Here is an 18,877-nt window from a genome sequence, read left to right as displayed (position 1 = left end):
GGCCAGTGGGGTGCGTGGGGTGCGTGGGGCTGGGGTCAGTGGGGTGAGTGGGGTGCGTGCCGTGCGTGGCGTGCGTGGGGTTCAGCCCGCCGGATACGGGCTCATACGGGTCGGGCGCGCCTCGTTCCTCGTGCACCGGCGGTCCGCCGCCGTCGCCGCCGGGCTGCTGGCACTCCTCGCCGCCGTCTCCGTCGCGTACCTGTGCGTCGGCGAACGGTTCGTGCCGCCGTCGGAGGTCGTACGGATCCTCTTCGGCGAGTCGTCGCCGTCCGCGTTCGTCGTCGAGAAGCTGCGCGAGCCCCGGCTCGCCACCGCGCTCGCCGTCGGCGCCGCGTTCGGCATCGCGGGCGCGCTCATCCAGACAGTCGCCCGCAACCCCCTCGCCAGCCCCGACATCATCGGCATCAGCCAGGGCGCCGGAGCGGTCACCGTCGCCGCGATGACCTTCGGGCTCGCCTCGTACACCGTCCTGCCGTACCTCTCCATCGCCGGCGGCGTGCTCGCCGCCGGCCTCGTCTACCTCTTCGCGTGGCGCGGCGGACTCCACGCGACCCGGTTCGTCCTCATCGGCATCGGGTTCGCGATCGCCCTGCGGTCACTCACCACGCTCTTCATGACCAAGGGCGACTTCCTCGTCGCCCAGCAGGCGCAGATCTGGATGACCGGCTCCCTCAACGGACGGGGCTGGGAGGAGTCCGCGCCCATCCGCTGGACGCTGCTCCTCATGCTCCCCGCCGTCCTGTGGGCCGCCCGCGCCCAGCGGACCGTCTCCCTCGACGACGACACGGCGACCGGGCTCGGCGTACGGCTCGGCCGCGTCCGGCTCGGGCTCGTCGCCGTCGGCGTCGTCCTCGCCTCCGTCGCGACCGGCGTCGCCGGACCCGTCGACTTCGTGGCGCTCCTCGCGCCGCAGATCGCCCGCCGCATGACGCGGACCGCGCAGATCCCGCTGCTGTGCTCCGCGCTCGCCGGGGCGGTCGTCGTCACCGCCGCCGACCTCCTCGGACGGCGGCTCTTCTCCCCCGTCGAACTGCCCGTGGGCGTCCTCACGGCGGCGGTCGGCGCCCCGTATCTGATCTGGCTCATCGTGCGGAGCCGAGCTGTTGGTGGAGGTAAGGCGTGAGCGTGACCAGGTTGACCGAGAGCAGGCTGACCGCGCGCGAGCTGACGCTCGCCTACGAGGAGCGGACCGTCGTCGACTCCCTCGACCTCGCGATCCCCGACGGCAAGGTGACCGTCATCGTCGGCCCCAACGCCTGCGGCAAATCGACCACCCTGCGGGCGCTCGGGCGGCTCCTCAAGCCCGCCGGGGGCTCCGTGCTCCTCGACGGGGAATCGCTGGCGAAGCTGCCGACCAAGCGGATCGCCCAGTCCATCGGCCTGCTGCCGCAGACGCCCGTCGCACCCGAGGCGATCACCGTCGCCGACCTCGTGTCGCGCGGCCGGCAGCCGCACCAGGCCTGGTGGAAGCAGTGGTCCGAGGAGGACGAGCGGGCCGTCGTCGACGCCATGGCCCGTACGGACGTGACGGCGCTCGCCGAACGGTCCGTGGACGAGCTGTCCGGCGGCCAGCGGCAGCGGGTCTGGATCGCGATGGCGCTCGCGCAGGAGACGGACCTGCTGCTCCTCGACGAGCCGACGACGTACCTGGACATCTCCCACCAGGTCGAGGTCCTCGACCTCGTACGCCGCCTCAACCGACTGCGGGGCCGGACCGTCGTCCTCGTCCTCCACGACCTCAACCAGGCGGCCCGGTACGCCGACCACCTGGTCGCCATGAAGGCGGGACGGGTGGTGGCGGAGGGGGCGCCGTCGGAGGTGGTGACGGCGGAGCTGGTGCGGGACGTGTTCAGGCTGGAGTCGGTGGTCGTTCCGGACCCTGTGACGGGGTCGCCGCTGGTGGTGCCGGGGAGCCCTTGGGAGGGGGAGGGGGAGTAGGGAGAGGTAGTAGGGAGGGGAGTAGGGCGGGGCGGCCGGTGCGGGCTGGGGGCGCCTGCGGGTGGGGGCGCCTGCGGCGTGCATTTCCCCCCACGCGGCGGCCCGCCCACCGGTGCGCCTACCGCCGTCGCGACCTCCACACCAGGAACAGCGCCGACGCCGTCGCCGCCCCCCGCAGCACCCACGGCCACGTCTCCCCGATCGCCGCGCTCATCGCCGGGCCGCCCGCCTCGATCGGCTCGCCCCAGCGGCCCGCGACCCGGCCCCAGATCCAGGCGATGCCGGCCGTCGCCGCGAGGCCGGGGAGGACGAGGACGGCGGTCTTGATCTCTCCGGGGTTCAGACGGCGGGAGGCGTACGCGAGGATCCAGCCCGCCGCGAGGGCGATCAGGGAGCCGTAGACCGCTCCGCCCAGGAGGAGAAGGGCCGCGAGGAGGACGAAGGGGTTCGAGAACCGGGGCAGGCGGGAGGATCGTGCGCGAGCCGACGGTTCCTCGTACTCCTCCTGCTCATCCTGGTCCTCGTGGTCCTCGTGGGCCTCGTCCTCTGGCTCCTCGGGCTTCCTGCGGCGGAGTACGGCCTTGGCGCGTGTCCACGCGCTCCGCCGTTCGGGAGGACCTTCCCGCTCCTCGGACTCCGGATCCTCTTCCTCCGGCTCCGGCTCCGGTTTGTAGAAGAGGTCCGGGCGTTCGATGACGCCCTGGAAGCCGAGCACGTCCTCGCCCTCCGTGCTCCACCAGTCCGGCTGCCGCGGCGCCGGGACCGCCGCCTTGGCCACCACCTCGTCCGGGGTTCCCAGCGCGCCCAGGATGCCCCGTACCGTCTCCGTCGTTTCGTCGTCGTCGGAATCCGTCGACCGCCGCCGGTCGTCGATCTCGCTCCGCAGCGTCGACACCAGCCGCATCCGGTCGCTCTCCGGGAGCTCCCGCTGCTGCGCCAGGTCCCCGACCCGGCTCAGGTAGTCGTAGACCAACTGGTCGTTCTCGAACCCCACGGTGCCCCTCCCCTGCCGGTTCGCCCGGTACGGACCCGACGGTAGCGCGCGGGCAGGGGCTAACGTGGTGCGGATGGGGATCGGTGAGCTCGACCGGGAGGCGCACGTGCCCGAAGCAACTGGCGCCGCGGCCGCGCCGCGCACGCTCGCGGAGGCGCTGCGCGCGCGGGGCGACGAGGGGCTCGCCGCGCTGCTGCGCGCCCGGCCGGATCTGCTGGGTCCCGTGCCGAACGACCTGACGCAGCTGGCGACCCGCGCCGGCACGCGCGGTTCGGTCGTGCGGGCCGTCGAACGGCTCGACCGGTTCGCGCTCCAGACGGCCGAGGCGCTCGCGGTGGCCCCGGACCCGACCCCGTACCCCGTGCTCCTCGGTCTGCTCACCGGCGACGAGGGCGACCCGGCGATCGAGGCCGCGCTGCCCGGAGCCGTCGCGCTGCTGCGCGAGCAGGCGCTCGTGTGGGGCGACGACGAGCGGCTGCGGCTCGTGCGGACGGCGCGCGAGCTGCTCGCGCCGTCGGCGCAGCACCCGTCCCCGACGGGTCTGGGGCCGACCGTCGCCGAGGCGACGTCCGGGATGTCCCCGGGCCGGGTGCAGGAGATCATCGAGGCGGCCGGGCTGCCCGCGACACACGACCCGGTGTCGGCCGTCGCCGCCCTGACCGCGCTCTTCACGGACCGCGACCGCATGGGCGCACTGCTCGACACCGCGCCGCCGGAGGCCCTCGCCGTCGTCGACCGGCTCGTGTGGGGACCGCCGTACGGCGAGGTGACGGCCAATCCCGCGCCGCCCGTGCGCTGGCTCCGCGACCGCGGGCTGCTCCTGCCCGTGTCCGCGCGGACGATGGTCCTGCCGCGCGAGGTGGCGCTGCACCTGCGGGGCGGGCGGGCGCACCGCGCGCCGGAGCCGGTGGCGCCGGAGCCGGTGGTGTCGCGCGAGTACCGTCCCCAGGTTGTGGACAACGCCGCCGCCGGCCAGGCGCACGTCGCCCTCGCCACGGTCGAGGAGCTCCTGAAGTCCTGGGACCTGGGCGGCCCGCCGGTCCTGCGGGCGGGCGGTCTGGCCGTACGGGACCTGAAGCGGGTCGCGGCGGGCCTGGACGTGTCCGAGCGGATCGCCGCCTTCTGGATGGAGCTCGGGTACGCGGCGGGGCTGCTCGCCTCGGACGGCGAGGCCGACGAGCGGTACGCCCCGACGCCCGCCTACGACGACTGGCTCGACCTCCCGCCCGCCGAGCGGTGGGCCGCGCTCGTCACGCCCTGGCTGACCGCGACCCGCACCTCCGGGCTCGTCGGCGGCCAGGACGCGAAGGGGCGGACGCTGTCCGCGCTCGGGCCCGACCTGGACCGGTCCTCCGCGCCCGAGGTGCGCCACCGGATGCTGCTGCTCCTCGCGACCCTGCCGCCGGGCTCCGCCGCCGACCCCGAGTCGCTGCTCGCGCGGCTGCGGTGGGAGCGGCCGCTGCGGGGCGGCGGAAACGCGGGCGGGTCACACGCGGGCGGCGGAGACGCCGGGGGCTCCGGGTCCGACCTGCGGTCGCTCGTCGCCCGCTGGACGCTCGAGGAGGCCGAGCTGCTCGGGCTCACCGGCCGCGGCGCGCTCTCCGGGCCCGCCCGCGCCCTGCTCAACCTGCCGCTCGCCGAGGCCGCCTCCCCCGCCGACGAGGGCGGCGGCGTCGAACCGTCGGTCGCCGCGACCCGGGCGGCGACGCTCCTCGCACCGCTGCTTCCCGAGGCCGTCGACCACGTCCTCCTCCAGGCCGACCTGACGGCCGTCGCGCCCGGGCCGCTGCGGCGGCCCCTCGCCGACGCGCTCGGCGTCCTCGCCGACGTGGAGTCGAAGGGCGGCGCGACGGTCTACCGGTTCACGCCCGGTTCCGTGCGGCGCGCGCTCGACTCCGGGCAGACCGCGACCGACCTGCACGCCTTCCTCGCCGCGCACTCCCGGACGCCCGTCCCGCAGCCGCTGGCCTATCTCATCGACGACGTCGCCCGGCGCCACGGCCACCTGAAGGTGGGGGCGGCCTCGGCGTACGTGCGCTGCGACGACGACACCGTCCTCGGCGAGATCCTCGCCGACCGGCGCTCCGCCCACCTGGGACTGCGGCGGCTCGCGCCGACGGTCCTCGCGGCGCAGGCCGACCCGGTGACGCTCCTCGACGGGCTGCGGGCCCTCGGCTACGCGCCCGCGGCCGAGTCCGCCGAGGGCGACCTGCTGATCGCCCGCGCCGACGCCTACCGCACCCCGGCCCGTACGGCCCCGGTGCCCGTCCCCGACGGCCCGCCCACCCCGGACGCGACCCTGCTCGGCGCGGCGGTCAAGGCGATCCGGGCGGGCGACCGGGCGGCGACGGCGGTACGCAAGGAGCCGGCCACCCCCACGACCTCCGGCGGCCTGCCCCGCACGTCCGCGGCCGAGACCCTGGCGACGGTCCAGATGGCGGCGATGACGGGCACGGCGGTCTGGATCGGTTACGTCAACGCGGAGGGCGCGGCGAGCCAGCGGGTCATCGCCCCCGTCCGGGTGGAGGGCGGCTTCGTGACGGGCTACGACCACACGGCCGACGAGGTCCGCACGTATCCGCTGCACCGGATCACGGGGGTGGCGGAACTGGCGGACGACCAGGTCTGAGGGCGACCGGGTCCGAGGTCAGTCCAGTTCGAGGACGACGCGCACCCTCGCCTCGACGGCGGCGAGTTCCGAGGGCGCGAGCAGCCCGAGCATGCGGCGCAGTCGCGGCTTGCCGACGGTGTGCAGTTCCGTGCAGTCGACGTACGACTCCGCGTATTTCTTGAGGCCGCTCTCCGGGCCGACGGCGACGTGCGTCTCCTCCGGTCCGGACGTGCCGGTGACCAGCGCGACCGTGACACCGGCGAGGCGTCGGGAGATCCTGTTGGCCGTCAGCACCACCACGGGGTGCGGCCCGATCGGCTGGGGAAAGGCGCAGGCCCACACCTGGCCGCGCAGCGGAGGCATCGAGAGGGTCGGCGTCACGCTCAGAACTCCGCCGAGTCCGCTGCCGCGAGGTCCGCCTCGGTGACCAGTTCGTCGAGCAGCGGGCCGGGGGCTCCGCCCTCACCGTAGAACCGGGCGATGTTCCGCGCCGCCTCGATCTGGCGGGCCTCCCTGTGCAGGAGCCGGATGGCCTCCCGCAGTGCGTCCGAGGTCGATTCGAGGCGCAGTATCGCCATCGTCTCCCGCAGGTCCGCCCAGTCCTGCCGGGAGAGCCTCACCTGGGCAGGGCTGCCGGCCGTCTCCGCCGCTCGTTCACCCGCTCGTTCAGCCGCCATGGGAATCGACTCCCCGCCTCGCGTAGTACATCTGTCATACGGGTACCTCGCGAGCATCCCACGCACTGCCCCGCAGCGGCAACCATGCTGCACACTGGAGGATTGGCCGTCGTCGGAGCGGCCCGGGAAGGATCTGATCGCGCGTGAACGGGCCACTCATCGTCCAGAGCGACAAGACGCTGCTCCTCGAAGTCGATCACGAGCTCGCCGAGGCGTGCCGGCGGGCCATCGCGCCCTTCGCCGAGCTGGAGCGGGCGCCCGAGCACATCCACACGTACCGGCTCACGCCCCTCGGGCTGTGGAACGCGCGGGCCGCCGGGCACGACGCCGAGCAGGTCGTGGACGCGCTCGTCGAGTACTCCCGCTACCCCGTGCCGCACGCCCTGCTCGTCGACATCGCCGAGACGATGGACCGGTACGGGCGGCTGACGCTGTCCAAGCACCCCGCGCACGGGCTCGTGCTCACCAGCACCGACCGGCCCGTCCTCGAGGAGATCCTGCGGTCGAAGAAGATCCAGCCGCTGGTGGGGGCCCGGATCGACCCCGACACCGTCGTCGTGCACCCCTCCGAGCGCGGGCAGATCAAGCAGACGCTGCTCAAGCTGGGCTGGCCTGCCGAGGACCTCGCCGGGTACGTGGACGGGGAGGCGCACCCGATCGAGCTCGCCGAGGACGGCTGGACCCTGCGGCCGTACCAGCGGCAGGCCGTGGACGGGTTCTGGCACGGCGGTTCCGGTGTCGTCGTGCTGCCCTGCGGCGCGGGGAAGACGCTCGTCGGGGCCGGGGCGATGGCCGAGGCCAAGGCGACGACGCTGATCCTCGTCACGAACACCGTCTCCGCCCGGCAGTGGAAGGCCGAGCTGGTAAAGCGGACCTCGCTGACGGAGGACGAGATCGGCGAGTACAGCGGGACCCGGAAGGAGATCCGGCCCGTCACGATCGCCACGTACCAGGTGCTGACGACCAAGCGGAAGGGCATCTATCCGCACCTGGAGCTCTTCGACTCCCGCGACTGGGGGCTCGTCGTCTACGACGAGGTGCACCTGCTGCCCGCGCCGGTCTTCAAGTTCACCGCCGACCTCCAGGCCCGGCGGCGGCTGGGGCTCACCGCGACCCTGGTACGGGAGGACGGGCGCGAGTCCGACGTCTTCTCGCTCATCGGGCCCAAGCGGTTCGACGCGCCGTGGAAGGAGATCGAGGCGCAGGGCTACATCGCGCCCGCCGACTGCGTCGAGGTCCGGGTGAACCTGACCGACTCCGAGCGGCTCGCGTACGCGACGGCCGAGGCCGAGGAGAAGTACCGCTTCTGCGCGACGACGGCGACGAAGCGGAAGGTCACGGAGGCGCTGGTCAGGAAGTTCGCCGGGCAGCAGATCCTCGTCATCGGCCAGTACATCGACCAGCTCGACGAGCTCGGCGCGCACCTCGACGCGCCCGTCATCAAGGGCGAGACGTCGAACAAGGAGCGGGAGCGGCTCTTCGACGCGTTCCGCAACGGCGAGATCAGCGTGCTCGTGGTGTCGAAGGTCGCGAACTTCTCCATCGACCTGCCGGAGGCGACGGTCGCCATCCAGGTCTCGGGCACCTTCGGCTCCCGCCAGGAGGAGGCCCAGCGCCTGGGACGGGTGCTGCGCCCGAAGGCGGACGGTCACCAGGCGCACTTCTACTCGGTCGTCGCGCGGGACACGATCGACCAGGACTTCGCGGCGCACCGCCAGCGGTTCCTGGCGGAGCAGGGGTACGCGTACCGGATCGTCGACGCGGACGAGCTGCTCGCGCCCTAACGCACACGGGCGGGGCGGGGGTCTCTGACTCCCGCCTCCGGCGGGCCGTAGTCGCCGAGGAGGGCGACCGAGACGGCGGCGCCGCCGAAGGCGCGTATCGCCCGGAGGGCCTTGGCGGTCCTGGCCCGGGCGTGGGGTCGGGGGGTGGCGGTGGTGACCGCCTCGGACACGGGGGTGAAGGTCGTCGCTGCCATGCCTCCATGATGGAATTCGGGCATTTCGAACACATCGGCCTGCGGGTGGAACCGGTGTCACCCTCTCGTCGGACCCCGACCCTTAGGGGGCAGGACGTTCGCCCCTCCCACCCGCACCGCGTTACACTCGTCGGCTCCCCCGCCTCCCGTCGTCGCACGGAGCGCCGCCGCCCGGTCGGAAACCGGCGGCCACCTTGTCGTGTCCGTGTAACCACCTGCTCGGAGGCTTCGTCGTGTCCACACCCGCACCCGTACCCGATACCGATTCCGGTGCCGATCCGCTCGCCCGGGAGCGCGCCCACCTCACCTCCTCGCGGGCCGCCCTGCGTGCCATGCGCGAGGACGTCGAGGCGCTCGACATCAAGGACGTCACGGCGAACTGGGTCAACTCCCTCGTCCTCGGGCGGCAGATCGAGGACCGGATCAAGGCGCTCGCCGACCTCGCCGACACCCCGCTGTTCTTCGGCCGCCTCGACTACCTGCACACCACGCAGGAGGGTCAGCGCTTCTACATCGGGCGGCGGCACGTCCACGACGCCGACGGCGACCCGATGGTCATCGACTGGCGCGCGCCGGTCTCGCAGCCGTACTACCAGGCCTCGAAGAAGGACCCGCAGGACGTCGGGCTGCGCCGCCGCTTCGGGTACACGGGCGGCGAGCTCACCGCGTACGAGGACGAGCACCTCTCCGACCCGACCGAGCTGGAGCACACCAGCCGCCTGCTCCAGGCCGAGATCGAGCGGCCCCGCGTCGGCCCCATGCGGGACATCGTCGCCACCATCCAGCCCGAGCAGGACGGGATCGTCCGCTCCGACCTGGCCGGGACGGTCTGCGTCCAGGGAGGCCCGGGGACCGGAAAGACCGCCGTCGGCCTGCACCGCGTCGCCTACCTGCTGTACGCGTTCCGGGAGCGGCTGGCCCGTACCGGCACCCTCGTCATCGGACCGAACCGGTCCTTCCTCCAGTACATCGAGCAAGTCCTGCCCGCCCTCGGCGAGTTGGACGTCCAGCAGGCGACCGTCGACGACCTCGTCGCACACGTCGAGGTGCGCGGCACGGACGAGGCCGCGACGGCCGTCGTCAAGGGCGACGCCCGCATGGCGGAGGTGCTGCGCCGGGCCCTGCGCTCGCACGTCGCGATGCCGGCCGAGGCGCTGATGGTCGTGCGCGGCTCGCGGCGCTGGCGCGTCCCCGCGCACGAGATCGAGGAGATGGTCCGCGAACTGACGGAGCGTGACATCCGGTACGGGGCCGCCCGCGAGGCGCTCCCGCAGCGGATCGCGCACGCCGTCCTCGTCCGGATGGAGGAGGCGGGCGAGGCGCCCGACGACCGGGTGCAGAACGCGGTCGCGCGGAACACGGCCGTGAAGGCCGTCGTGAAGGAGTGCTGGCCGCTCGTCGAGCCCGCGAAGCTCGTGCTGCGGCTCCTCTCCGACGCCGAGTTCCTCGCCGAGCACGCCGAGGGCCTCCTGACGGAGGACGAGCAGAAGCTGCTGCTCTGGGCGAAGCCCGCGCGGAGCGTGAAGGCCGCGAAGTGGTCGGCCGCCGACGCGGTCCTCATCGACGAGGCCCGCGACCTCATCGAGCGGACCCACTCGCTCGGCCACGTCGTCCTCGACGAGGCCCAGGACCTGTCCCCCATGCAGTACCGGGCCGTCGGCCGCCGCTGCACCACCGGGTCCGCGACCATCCTCGGCGACCTCGCGCAGGGCACGACGCCGTGGGCGACCGGAAGCTGGGCGCAGGCCCTCGCGCACCTCGGGAAGCCGGAGGCCCTCGTCGAGGAGCTCACCGCCGGTTTCCGCGTGCCGCGCGAGGTCATCGCGTACGCCTCCCGGCTCCTCCCCCACATGTCGCCCGGGCTCGCCCCCGTCGAGTCCGTCCGGGAGAACCCCGGGTCGCTCGAAACCCGGGCGAGTGCGGATCTCGACGCGGACGTGGTCGCCGCCTGCCGCGACTCCCTCGCCCACGAGGGCTCCATCGGCCTGATCGCCGCCGACGCGCGGATCGCGCCCCTCGCGGAGGCGCTGACGGCCGCCGGGCTCGCGCACCTCTCCCCCGGCGAGGAGACGAGCGCCGATTCGCGGCTGACGCTCGTCCCGGCCTCGCTCGCGAAGGGCCTGGAGTACGACTACGTGGTCCTGGACGAGCCGGCGGCGGTCGTCGACGGCGAGCCGGACGAGCGGACCGGTCTGCGGCGGCTGTACGTGGCGCTGACGCGCGCCGTGTCCGGTCTGACGATCGTTCACGCGGCGCCGCTGCCGACGCAGTTGGGCGCCCCGTGAGCCCCTCCGCGCCCGTCGGCGCCCTGCACCACGTCGAGCTGTGGGTGGGCGACCTGGCGGCGGCCGAGGAGAGCTTCGGCTGGCTCCTCGGCGCCCTCGGGTACGCGCCCTTCCAGCACTGGGAGGGCGGGCGGAGCTGGGCGCTCGGCGGCACGTACCTCGTCGTCGAGCAGTCGCCGGCCCGCACGTCGGACACCCACGACCGGCTCCGCCCCGGCCTCAACCACCTCGCCTTCCACGCGGGCGACCGCGCCGCCGTCGACGCCCTCGCGGCGGCGGCCCCGGAGCACGGCTGGCGGCTGATGTTCGCCGACCGGCACCCGTACGCGGGCGGCGAGGGCCACTACGCGGCCTACCTGGAGAACGGGGACGGCTTCGAGGTGGAACTCGTCGCATCGAAATGACCCCGACACGCCGTTCCCACCTGCGGAACCCCCAAACCCTCCAACTTGACTGACAACAAGCCGACTTGACCACTGCGCGCGGGCTCCGCGAGGGCTTACCATCGGCTTGAGCTCACCGAGATTCCCGTGCACGGCGTGCACGAACGGAACAGCTGGGGGACCTGTGTCAGAACTGCTCACCGTCACCGCGGAAGTCGCTCCCTATCTCTCCACTTTCTTCGGCGCCGTCGGCGGGGCGGTGGCGACCCGTGCCGTCGACCGCGTGGCCGACACGACGGTCGAGGCGGGCGAGGGCTTCCTCCGCCGCCTCGTCCCGTGGGGGGACCGCCCCGATCCCGAGCTCCTCGACGCGGACGAGGAGCGCCGGGCCGACGAGGGCCTCTCACGGCTCGACGAGGACGAACGCCGGCAGCTGGCCGAGGTGTTGACCGACTGGCTCGCCGAGGCGGAGGAGGACGGGGTCGTGCCCGATCCGGAACGGCTGGTGGCGCTCGTGCGGGAACGGGAGACCGACCCGGAGACCGCGGCACCGGCCCCGGCCGTCACCAAGACCTACACCACCTACGGCTCGAAGTCGCCGATCATCGACAAGGTCGGCGACAACGCCACCTTCAACTTCGGCACCTGACCATGGCCGGAACCGACGGAGGGGGCGGCAGAGGAGGCCGGGGCGGCGGGAACGAGAGTTACCGCACCGACGGGAAGGGCTCGCCCATCATCGTGCCCCGGGGCACGACCGTCATCAACTTCAAGTCCCTCCAGCGCTTCCTGGAGGCCCTGCCCCTCCTCGTCGCCATCGCCGTCGTCGCGTACACCGTCCAGACCTGGCCCGGCGGCCCGCAGAACCAGTACGCCCTCTTCTACGGGTTCCTCGTCGTCGGCTTCGTCTGCTCCGTCGCGTACGCCGTCCGGGGAAAGGGCTGGCTCGCGCTGACCCTGGCCCTGGCCGGCACCCTCCTCGCCTTCGGCACCCACGCCTACATCGCCCGCAACGGCGAGGTCACCGTCACCGTCACCGCCCCGGACCGGCTCACCCCGTCCGTCGCCCACGAGATCGCCATGGCCGCCCCGCCGCCCGGCAAGGTCCGTGACCGGCTCCGGATCACGCTGGCCTTCTACGACGTCGACCCCGCCGCCCCCACCTGTGTCCACCGGACGACCGGGACCCTGTCGGCCACCACCGCCGGCGTCACGCCCAGCTCGGTCCTGGTCACGGCCGACTCCCCCGTCGTCGACCTCGACCTCGGGGGGAACCAGGGGGCGGTCGTCCTCTCCCTCGTCCCGCACACCGGCCCGACCTGCGCCATGCGCCTCGGGACCGTGACGGGCACTCTCCACAACCGCTGAACCCCGGAGGTACGTGCGTGAGCGTCACCCACAAGGCGGGACGTCGGTCCCTCGGACTCCGGCTGGGGGCGCTCGTCCTACCCGCGCTCCTCGCCGCGGGCTGTGCCACCACCGGGGGCACCGGCACCGGCACCGGCACCGACCCCCTGCCGCCGAGCCAGTCCCAGCCGGCCCCGACACCGGCGCCGCTGGACCCGTCGGACCGGCCGATCCTCGTCCCGGGCCAGACCATCCGCCTGGGGATGAAGAGCGACCAGCCCGGCACCGGATTCATGCTGCACGCCAAGCAGTTCAACGGATACGACCTCGTGATCGCCAACCAGCTGGTGACCCTGGCCGGCCTCAACTCCGCGTCCGTCAAACCCCAGCCGGTCGGGTCCAAGGACCGGGCCCCGGACCTCCAGAACAACCAGGTGGACCTGGTCGCCGCCACCTACTCCATCACCGCCAAGCGGACCATGGCACGTCCGGCGGGCGACGGCCTCGACTTCGTGGGCCCGTACGCCACCACTTACCAGGGCGTCCTCGTCCGGGCCGAGGACAAGGACCGCTACCGCACCCTCGCCGACCTGGACTACAAGCAGGTCTGCGTCTGGGGAGAGACGACGTCGAAGACCGAGCTGGACAGGCCCGCGTACGAGAAGATCCGCCAGCTGCCCCTGACCGACGCCGGGGAATGCGTCAGGGCCCTCAAGGACGGCGTGGTCGACGCCGTCTCCACCGACCGGCTGATCCTCTACGGCTTCGCCCACTCCGATCCCTCGGTCGTCGTCGTCCCGAAGATCAAGATCGGCGATCCCAACCAGTACGGCGTCGCCATGCTCCGCACCCCCCAGCACAAGAAGGACTGCGAAAGGCTCAGGGAGGCGCTGAAGCAGTACCTCAGCGGCAACGACTGGGACAGCGACATCCGCCGCAGCCTCCCCTCCCTCCCCGAGGAGGACCTCGTCACGGCCCGCCCCAAGGTCTCCGAGGTGGAGGCCCTGTCCTGCCGCGAACGCCCGGGGAACGCGGCGGGGAACTAGGGGGTCGGGAACTCGGGCAGCGCCTGCGACCACGTGCGGTGGGCGACGGCGGCCAGGACCGGGTTCCTCCCCCGGTAGTACGCCTCCGTCACCAGGCCCCATCCCAGCGCCCAGCCCCGGCCGCGCGCCCAAGTGGCGTCGTCTGTCTCGTCACCCTCGCCGACCTCGGCGGCCGCGTGGAAGAGGGGGCGGGTCTCGGGGGTGAGGAGGGACCAGGCCGGGAGCAGGTCGACGGCCGGGTCGCCCGTGCCGAGGCCGCCGAAGTCGATGACCGCGCTGAGGCGTCCCTCGTGGGTGAGGACGTTGCCGGGCAGCAGGTCTGCGTGGATCCAGACGGGAGCGCCCTCCCACTGCGGGAGGCGCGTGACCGACTCCCACGCCGCGGTGGCCCGGTCCGCGTCGAGCGTGCCGTCGGCGGCGAGTTCGCGGATCGCGCCCGGCGTGTGGCCCTCCGCCCAGTCCATGACCGTGCCGCCCCGGAAGGACGCCGGCGCGCCGGTCGCGTCGAGGACGCGCAGGGCAGCGGTGAAGCGCCCCAACTCCTTTGCGGCATGCGGGAGATCGGCGATCGGCGCGGTGTTGGCGTCGGCGCCTTCGAGCCACGCGTAGACGGCCCAGTCGAGCGGGAAGTCCTCGCCCGGCGCGCCCAGGGCGAGCGGGGCGGGGACGGAGAGCGGGAGGTGCGGGGCGAGGCCCGGGAGCCAGCGGTGTTCGAGTTCCGCCTGTCCGGCGGCCCAGTCGGCCTTCGGGATCCGTACGACGAGTTCCTCACCCAGGCGGAACATCGCGTTGTCCGTGCCGGCCGAGGCCACCTCCCGTACCGGGAGGTCCGCCCACGCGGGGAACTGGGCTGCTATCAGGCGGGCGACGAGGTCGTCCGTGATCGTGGGGAGCTCTCGGGCGGCAGCCATGGACCCTCACGCTAGTCAGGGCCCGTCGACCGCCGCCACGAGTTTTTCGCCTGCGGGGCGGAGCCTCCGGGGCTCCGGGGCTCCGGGGCTCCGAGGAGTTACGCGTCGACCGCCTCGCGCCACACCCGCACCGCGTCCGCCGAGACCGGGCCCGTCCAGCCCTGGGGGCGGGCCGCGCCGCCGATGTGGAAGGCGTCGAGACCGGCGGCGCGCAGTTCGGGGAGGTGGTCGAGGCGCAGGCCGCCGCCGACGAGGATGCGGGCCTCGTAGCCGGGCTCGCCCGCGCGGGCGGCCTCGGCCTTGAGGGTGGCGAGGCCGTCGTCGACGCCCGCCGCCGAGCCCGCCGTCAGGTAGGTGTCGAGGCCGGGGAGGTCGGCGAGGCGCTTGCGCAGGCCGTCGCGGTCGCCGGTGCGGTCGATCGCGCGGTGGAAGGTCCAGCGGCAGCCGTCGAGTACGGCGATGAGGCGCTCGACGGCGACGAGGTCGGGTTCGCCGTCGACGGTGAGGAAGCCGAGGACGAACTCGTCCGCGCCCGCCTCGCGGAGTTCCGCGGCCCGGGCCACGAGGGCGTCGACGCCTTCGGGGCCGCCGGCCGAGAACCCGTCGGCGAGGCGGAGCATCACGCGCAGCGGGATGTCGACGGCGGCGCGGATGGCGGCGAAGTCGGCCGCGGACGGGGTCAGGCCGTCGGCCGCCATGTCCGTGACGAGTTCGAGGCGGTCGGCACCACCGGTCTGGGCAGCGACCGCGTCCTCCACGTCGAGGGCGATCACCTCAAGGACTGCACGGTTGCTCATCGCTGCCCATTCCTCCATGAATGACGGCTACAGGTCACACGTCTGCGTCTACAGGTCTAGTCCAATGACCAGACTAGCCGTGCGCGTGGCCCGATGCACCGTCCCCGGGCCCCTCGGCAGCGGGAACGTTCCCGCCGCCCGCGCCTCCGGCCGCCCCCGCCGTGACCGTGAAGGCCGCCGTGCGGACCTTCCCCTCGTGCTGGAAGTCCAGGAACAGACGGTACGTCCCCGCGCTGGGTGCCGTCGCGGTGAAGGAGACGTCCGGGCCCGGGCCCCCCTCGTTCGGGTGCACGTGGAGGTAGGCGAGGTCGCCGCCGCGGAGGGCGACGAGGTGCCCGTACGCCCCGAGGTAGGGCTCCAGGTCGGTGACCGGCCTCCCCGCCTTGGAGACGGTCAGCCTCAGCTCGCCCGCCCTGCCCGGGTCGAGGGTGCCGGCGAGGCGGACCTGGTAGCCGTCGACGTCCGCCGTCGGCGCGGCGGCGGGCAGCGGCTTCGGTGCGAACGCCCCCGGCACGGCGAGGTCGGCGCCGAGCGTGACGGCCCCGGCGCCCGGGGCGGCGGGCCTGAAGTCGGCGAAGGCCTTGTAGGCGCCGGCGGCGGGGAGGTCCGCGTCCACCGACCAGGTGCCGTCGGCGGCCCGGACCGGGTGCAGGTGGCGGAAGGTCGTGAGGTCGCGCGAGGCGACGATGAAGTGGAGCTGCTTGCCGTGCTCGGTGGTGAAGGCGGTGACCTTCTCGCCCGCCGCGTCCTTGACGGAGAACTTCAGGGTGCTCCTGCCGCGCGCGGGGGTCGGGGTGTCGAGGTCGAGGGTGTAGCCGCCCTCGGAGACCTGGAGGCCGCCGGGGAGGTCGGCGGGGGCGGATTCCGTACGTGCCGACGCATGGCCCGCGTGCTCCACCTTCCGCGGCTCGTCGACCGGGCCGACCGCCTTGCCCACCCCGTACGCCGTCCCGAAGGTCGCGGCGAGCGCGGCGGCGAATGCGGTGATCTTCACTCCGGTGTTCATGGCTGCTCTCCCGTAGGACGTAGGGACCTTCGACTGCACTTCACCATACCCCTGGGGGGTATAAATTCAAGTCCGGGCGACCCTTGCGGACCACACCCCAGGGGGGTATACATTGAAACCGATGACGAGATACCCCCCAAGGGTATCCAGACAAGGGAGACACGCCATGGGTTCCTGCTGCACCCCCGACCACAGCTGCTCCACCGGCAACGACGGCACCGGCGCCGGCGCCACCGCCGTCGCCATCGCCGAGACCACCACCACGACCTACACGGTCTCCGGCATGACCTGCGGCCACTGCAAGTCCGCGATCACCCGGTCCGTCGGCGCGGTCCCCGGCGTCCTCTCCGTGGACGTCGACCTCACCGCCGGCACGGTCACCGTCACCACCGGCGGCGCGCCCGACGACGCCGCCGTCGCCGCGGCCGTCGACGACGCGGGCTACGAGCTCACCGGCCGCGCCTGATCCAGGCCGGACACCCCCGCCCCCGCACTCACGAGGAGCAGCACTCATGACCACGACCACTCCGGGCGCCGCCACCGCCCAGGTCGAGCTCGCCATCGGCGGCATGACCTGCGCCTCGTGCGCGGCGCGCATCGAGAAGAAGCTCAACCGCATGGACGGGGTCGAGGCCACCGTCAACTACGCGACCGAGAAGGCGAAGGTCACCTTCGACGCCGGCATCGACGTCGCCGCCCTGATCGCCACCGTCGAGGCCACCGGCTACACCGCCAAGCAGCCGGAGCCGCCGAAGACCGCGGCGGCCGGAGCCCCCGGCACCCCCGAGGGCCCCTCCGACGAGGAGCTCGCCGACGCCGAGCTCCGGCCGCTCAGGCAGCGACTGATCACCGCCGTCGTCCTCGCCGTGCCGACGATCCTCATGGCGATGGTCCCGGCCTTCCAGTTCGCGTACTGGCAGTGGCTGAGCCTCACGCTCGCCGCACCCGTCGTCACGTACGCCGCCTGGCCCTTCCACAAGGCCGCCTGGACCAACGCCCGGCACGGCGCGGCCACCATGGACACCCTGATCTCGGTCGGCACGAGCGCCGCGTTCCTCTGGTCCCTGTGGGCGCTGTTCTTCGGCACCGCCGGCACGCCGGGGATGACGCACCCCTTCGAGTTCACGATCGCCCGCTCCGACGGCGCCGGGAACATCTACCTGGAGGCCGCCGCCGGCGTCACCGCCTTCATCCTGGCGGGCCGCTACTTCGAGGCCCGCTCGAAGCGCAAGGCGGGCGCCGCGCTGAAGGCGCTCCTCCAGCTCGGCGCGAAGGAGGTCACGGTCCTGAAGGACGGCCGCGAGGTCACCGTACCGACCGCGGAACTCCAGGTCGGGGACCGCTTCCTGGTCCGCCCCGGCGAGAAGATCGCCACCGACGGCACCGTCGTCGAGGGGTCCTCCGCCGTCGACGCCTCCATGCTGACCGGCGAGTCCGTCCCGGTCGAGGTCTCCGTCGGCGACTCCGTCACCGGCGCCACCCTGAACGCCGGCGGCCGGCTCGTCGTCGAGGCGACCCGCGTCGGCGCCGACACCCAGCTCGCCCGCATGGCCAAGCTCGTCGAGGACGCCCAGAACGGCAAGGCCGCCGCCCAGCGGCTCGCCGACCGGATCTCCGCCGTCTTCGTCCCGGTCGTCATCGCGCTCGCCCTCGGCACCCTCGGCTTCTGGCTGGGCACGGGCCAGGGCCTCACCGCCGCCTTCACCGCGGCCGTCGCCGTCCTCATCATCGCCTGCCCCTGCGCCCTCGGCCTGGCCACCCCGACCGCCCTCATGGTCGGCACCGGCCGCGGCGCCCAGCTCGGCATCCTCATCAAGGGACCCGAGGTCCTGGAGACCACCCGCAAGGTCGACACGATCGTCCTCGACAAGACGGGCACCGTCACCACCGGCCGCATGACCCTCCTCAAGGTCCACACCGCCGACGGCGTGGCCGAGACCGACGTCCTGCGCCTCGCCGGGGCCCTGGAGCACTCCTCCGAGCACCCGATCGCCCAGGCCGTCGCCACCGGCGCCGCCGCCAGGGTCGGCAGCCTGCCCACCCCCGAGGACTTCGCCAACGTCCCCGGACTCGGCGTCCAGGGCGTCGTCGACGGCCACGCCGTCCTCGTCGGCCGCGAGAAGCTCCTCGAAGAGTGGGCCATGGCACTCCCGGCCGCGCTCAGGTCCGCCAAGGACGCGGCCGAGAAGGCCGGGAAGACCGCCATCGCCGTGGCGTGGGACGGCGAGGCCCGCGCGGTCCTCGAAGTCGCCGACGCGGTGAAGGAGACCAGCGCCGAGGCCATCCGGCGGCTGCGCGCCCTCGGCCTCACCCCGATCCTGCTCACCGGTGACAACACGGCGGTCGCCGAGGCCGTCGCCGCCGAGGTCGGCATCGACGAGGTCATCGCGGAGGTCATGCCGCAGGACAAGGTCGACGTCGTCAAGCGCCTCCAGGCCGAGGGCCGTTCGGTCGCCATGGTCGGCGACGGCGTGAACGACGCCGCCGCGCTCGCCCAGGCCGACCTGGGCCTCGCGATGGGCACGGGCACGGACGCCGCCATCGAGGCCGGCGACCTGACCCTCGTACGGGGGGACCTGCGGGCCGCGGCCGACGCGATCCGGCTCTCCCGCAAGACGCTCGGCACGATCCGGTCGAACCTCTTCTGGGCCTTCGCCTACAACGTGGCCGCCCTGCCGCTCGCCGCGGCCGGACTGCTCAACCCGATGATCGCCGGCGCGGCCATGGCCTTCTCCTCGGTCTTCGTCGTCGGCAACAGCCTCCGACTGCGGGGTTTCCAGGCCGCGGACAAGGCCTGAGAGGCCCCGCGGCGGCCGGGCCGCGAAGGCCGCCCGCCGTCCTTGTGACACCACGCACCCCGTGAGACGGTGAACGTCTCACGGGGTCGCGTGTCTCCAACACGCA

General features: G+C 73.4%; 18 protein-coding genes. 11 read left to right on the top strand and 7 right to left on the bottom strand.

Annotation, left to right across the window (positions count from 1 at the left end):
- Positions 1 to 61: 61 nt before the first annotated feature.
- Both AB0G79_RS03840 and AB0G79_RS03835 read left to right on the top strand, forming a co-directional pair.
- The gene (locus tag AB0G79_RS03840) at positions 62 to 1,123 is read left to right on the top strand and encodes an iron chelate uptake ABC transporter family permease subunit (RefSeq protein ID WP_360799641.1); all 1,062 of its coding nucleotides are present in this window, start codon (positions 62 to 64) and stop codon (positions 1,121 to 1,123) included.
- Positions 1,124 to 1,125: 2 nt separating this feature from the next.
- Entirely contained in the window at positions 1,126 to 1,938 is an 813-nt protein-coding gene (locus AB0G79_RS03835) for an ABC transporter ATP-binding protein (RefSeq protein WP_360799638.1), read from the top strand.
- Positions 1,939 to 2,056: 118 nt separating this feature from the next.
- On the opposite strand, the gene AB0G79_RS03830 is transcribed toward AB0G79_RS03835, so the two are convergent.
- A complete protein-coding gene (locus tag AB0G79_RS03830; RefSeq protein ID WP_360799635.1) occupies positions 2,057 to 2,932 on the bottom strand; it encodes a hypothetical protein in 876 nt (291 codons plus the stop codon).
- Between the two features lie 73 nt (positions 2,933 to 3,005).
- Here AB0G79_RS03830 and AB0G79_RS03825 point away from each other — a divergent pair, with 73 nt between their 5' ends.
- Positions 3,006 to 5,561, top strand: coding sequence for a helicase-associated domain-containing protein (locus AB0G79_RS03825; protein ID WP_360799632.1), 2,556 nt, complete (start codon positions 3,006 to 3,008; stop codon positions 5,559 to 5,561).
- A gap of 18 nt (positions 5,562 to 5,579) precedes the next feature.
- Here the strand turns inward: AB0G79_RS03825 and AB0G79_RS03820 are convergent, their stop codons facing one another.
- Both AB0G79_RS03820 and AB0G79_RS03815 read right to left on the bottom strand, forming a co-directional pair.
- Positions 5,580 to 5,924: a type II toxin-antitoxin system PemK/MazF family toxin gene (locus tag AB0G79_RS03820; RefSeq protein ID WP_360799629.1), complete on the bottom strand. Its 345-nt coding sequence runs from the start codon at positions 5,922 to 5,924 to the stop codon at positions 5,580 to 5,582.
- Between the two features lie 2 nt (positions 5,925 to 5,926).
- Positions 5,927 to 6,220: a hypothetical protein gene (locus AB0G79_RS03815; protein WP_360799625.1), complete on the bottom strand. Its 294-nt coding sequence runs from the start codon at positions 6,218 to 6,220 to the stop codon at positions 5,927 to 5,929.
- A gap of 143 nt (positions 6,221 to 6,363) precedes the next feature.
- Between AB0G79_RS03815 and AB0G79_RS03810 the strand changes: the two genes are divergently transcribed.
- Positions 6,364 to 8,004, top strand: coding sequence for a DNA repair helicase XPB (locus AB0G79_RS03810; protein ID WP_360799622.1), 1,641 nt, complete (start codon positions 6,364 to 6,366; stop codon positions 8,002 to 8,004).
- Here the strand turns inward: AB0G79_RS03810 and AB0G79_RS03805 are convergent.
- The gene (locus AB0G79_RS03805) at positions 8,001 to 8,198 is read right to left on the bottom strand and encodes a hypothetical protein (protein WP_360799619.1); all 198 of its coding nucleotides are present in this window, start codon (positions 8,196 to 8,198) and stop codon (positions 8,001 to 8,003) included. The genes AB0G79_RS03810 and AB0G79_RS03805 overlap by 4 nt on opposite strands.
- Before the next feature lie 233 nt (positions 8,199 to 8,431).
- Here AB0G79_RS03805 and AB0G79_RS03800 point away from each other — a divergent pair, with 233 nt between their 5' ends.
- The 5 genes from AB0G79_RS03800 to AB0G79_RS03780 all read left to right on the top strand — a co-directional run bounded on the left by AB0G79_RS03800 (position 8,432) and on the right by AB0G79_RS03780 (position 13,259).
- Complete coding sequence (locus AB0G79_RS03800) at positions 8,432 to 10,483, top strand: ATP-binding domain-containing protein (protein ID WP_360799616.1); 2,052 nt, start codon at positions 8,432 to 8,434, stop codon at positions 10,481 to 10,483.
- On the top strand, positions 10,480 to 10,887 hold the full coding sequence (locus tag AB0G79_RS03795) for a VOC family protein (RefSeq protein ID WP_360799613.1): 408 nt from the start codon (positions 10,480 to 10,482) through the stop codon (positions 10,885 to 10,887). Before AB0G79_RS03800 ends, AB0G79_RS03795 begins: the two co-directional genes overlap by 4 nt.
- 163 nt (positions 10,888 to 11,050) lie before the next feature.
- The gene (locus AB0G79_RS03790) at positions 11,051 to 11,515 is read left to right on the top strand and encodes a hypothetical protein (RefSeq protein ID WP_360799611.1); all 465 of its coding nucleotides are present in this window, start codon (positions 11,051 to 11,053) and stop codon (positions 11,513 to 11,515) included.
- Positions 11,516 to 11,517: 2 nt separating this feature from the next.
- On the top strand, positions 11,518 to 12,234 hold the full coding sequence (locus tag AB0G79_RS03785) for a hypothetical protein (protein WP_360799608.1): 717 nt from the start codon (positions 11,518 to 11,520) through the stop codon (positions 12,232 to 12,234).
- 17 nt (positions 12,235 to 12,251) lie between these two features.
- Positions 12,252 to 13,259: a transporter substrate-binding domain-containing protein gene (locus AB0G79_RS03780; protein ID WP_360799605.1), complete on the top strand. Its 1,008-nt coding sequence runs from the start codon at positions 12,252 to 12,254 to the stop codon at positions 13,257 to 13,259.
- Here the strand turns inward: AB0G79_RS03780 and AB0G79_RS03775 are convergent.
- From AB0G79_RS03775 to AB0G79_RS03765, 3 genes are all read right to left on the bottom strand, one after another.
- Positions 13,256 to 14,170 (bottom strand): aminoglycoside phosphotransferase family protein, encoded by a 915-nt coding sequence (locus tag AB0G79_RS03775; protein WP_360799602.1) that lies wholly within the window; start codon positions 14,168 to 14,170, stop codon positions 13,256 to 13,258. The two genes, AB0G79_RS03780 and AB0G79_RS03775, sit on opposite strands and share 4 nt — an antisense overlap.
- A 98-nt stretch (positions 14,171 to 14,268) precedes the next feature.
- A complete protein-coding gene (locus AB0G79_RS03770; protein WP_360799599.1) occupies positions 14,269 to 14,967 on the bottom strand; it encodes a copper homeostasis protein CutC in 699 nt (232 codons plus the stop codon).
- 73 nt (positions 14,968 to 15,040) lie between these two features.
- Positions 15,041 to 15,973: a hypothetical protein gene (locus tag AB0G79_RS03765; RefSeq protein WP_360799596.1), complete on the bottom strand. Its 933-nt coding sequence runs from the start codon at positions 15,971 to 15,973 to the stop codon at positions 15,041 to 15,043.
- Between the two features lie 166 nt (positions 15,974 to 16,139).
- On the opposite strand from AB0G79_RS03765, the gene AB0G79_RS03760 reads away from it, so the two are divergent.
- A complete protein-coding gene (locus AB0G79_RS03760; RefSeq protein ID WP_360799593.1) occupies positions 16,140 to 16,439 on the top strand; it encodes a cation transporter in 300 nt (99 codons plus the stop codon).
- Positions 16,440 to 16,485: 46 nt separating this feature from the next.
- Positions 16,486 to 18,771, top strand: coding sequence for a heavy metal translocating P-type ATPase (locus AB0G79_RS03755; protein ID WP_360799590.1), 2,286 nt, complete (start codon positions 16,486 to 16,488; stop codon positions 18,769 to 18,771).
- Positions 18,772 to 18,877: the final 106 nt, after the last annotated feature.

This window comes from Streptomyces sp. NPDC020807 (assembly GCF_040641575.1).
GTDB lineage: Bacteria > Actinomycetota > Actinomycetes > Streptomycetales > Streptomycetaceae > Streptomyces.
This window is presented reverse-complemented; position numbering and strand designations above follow the sequence as displayed.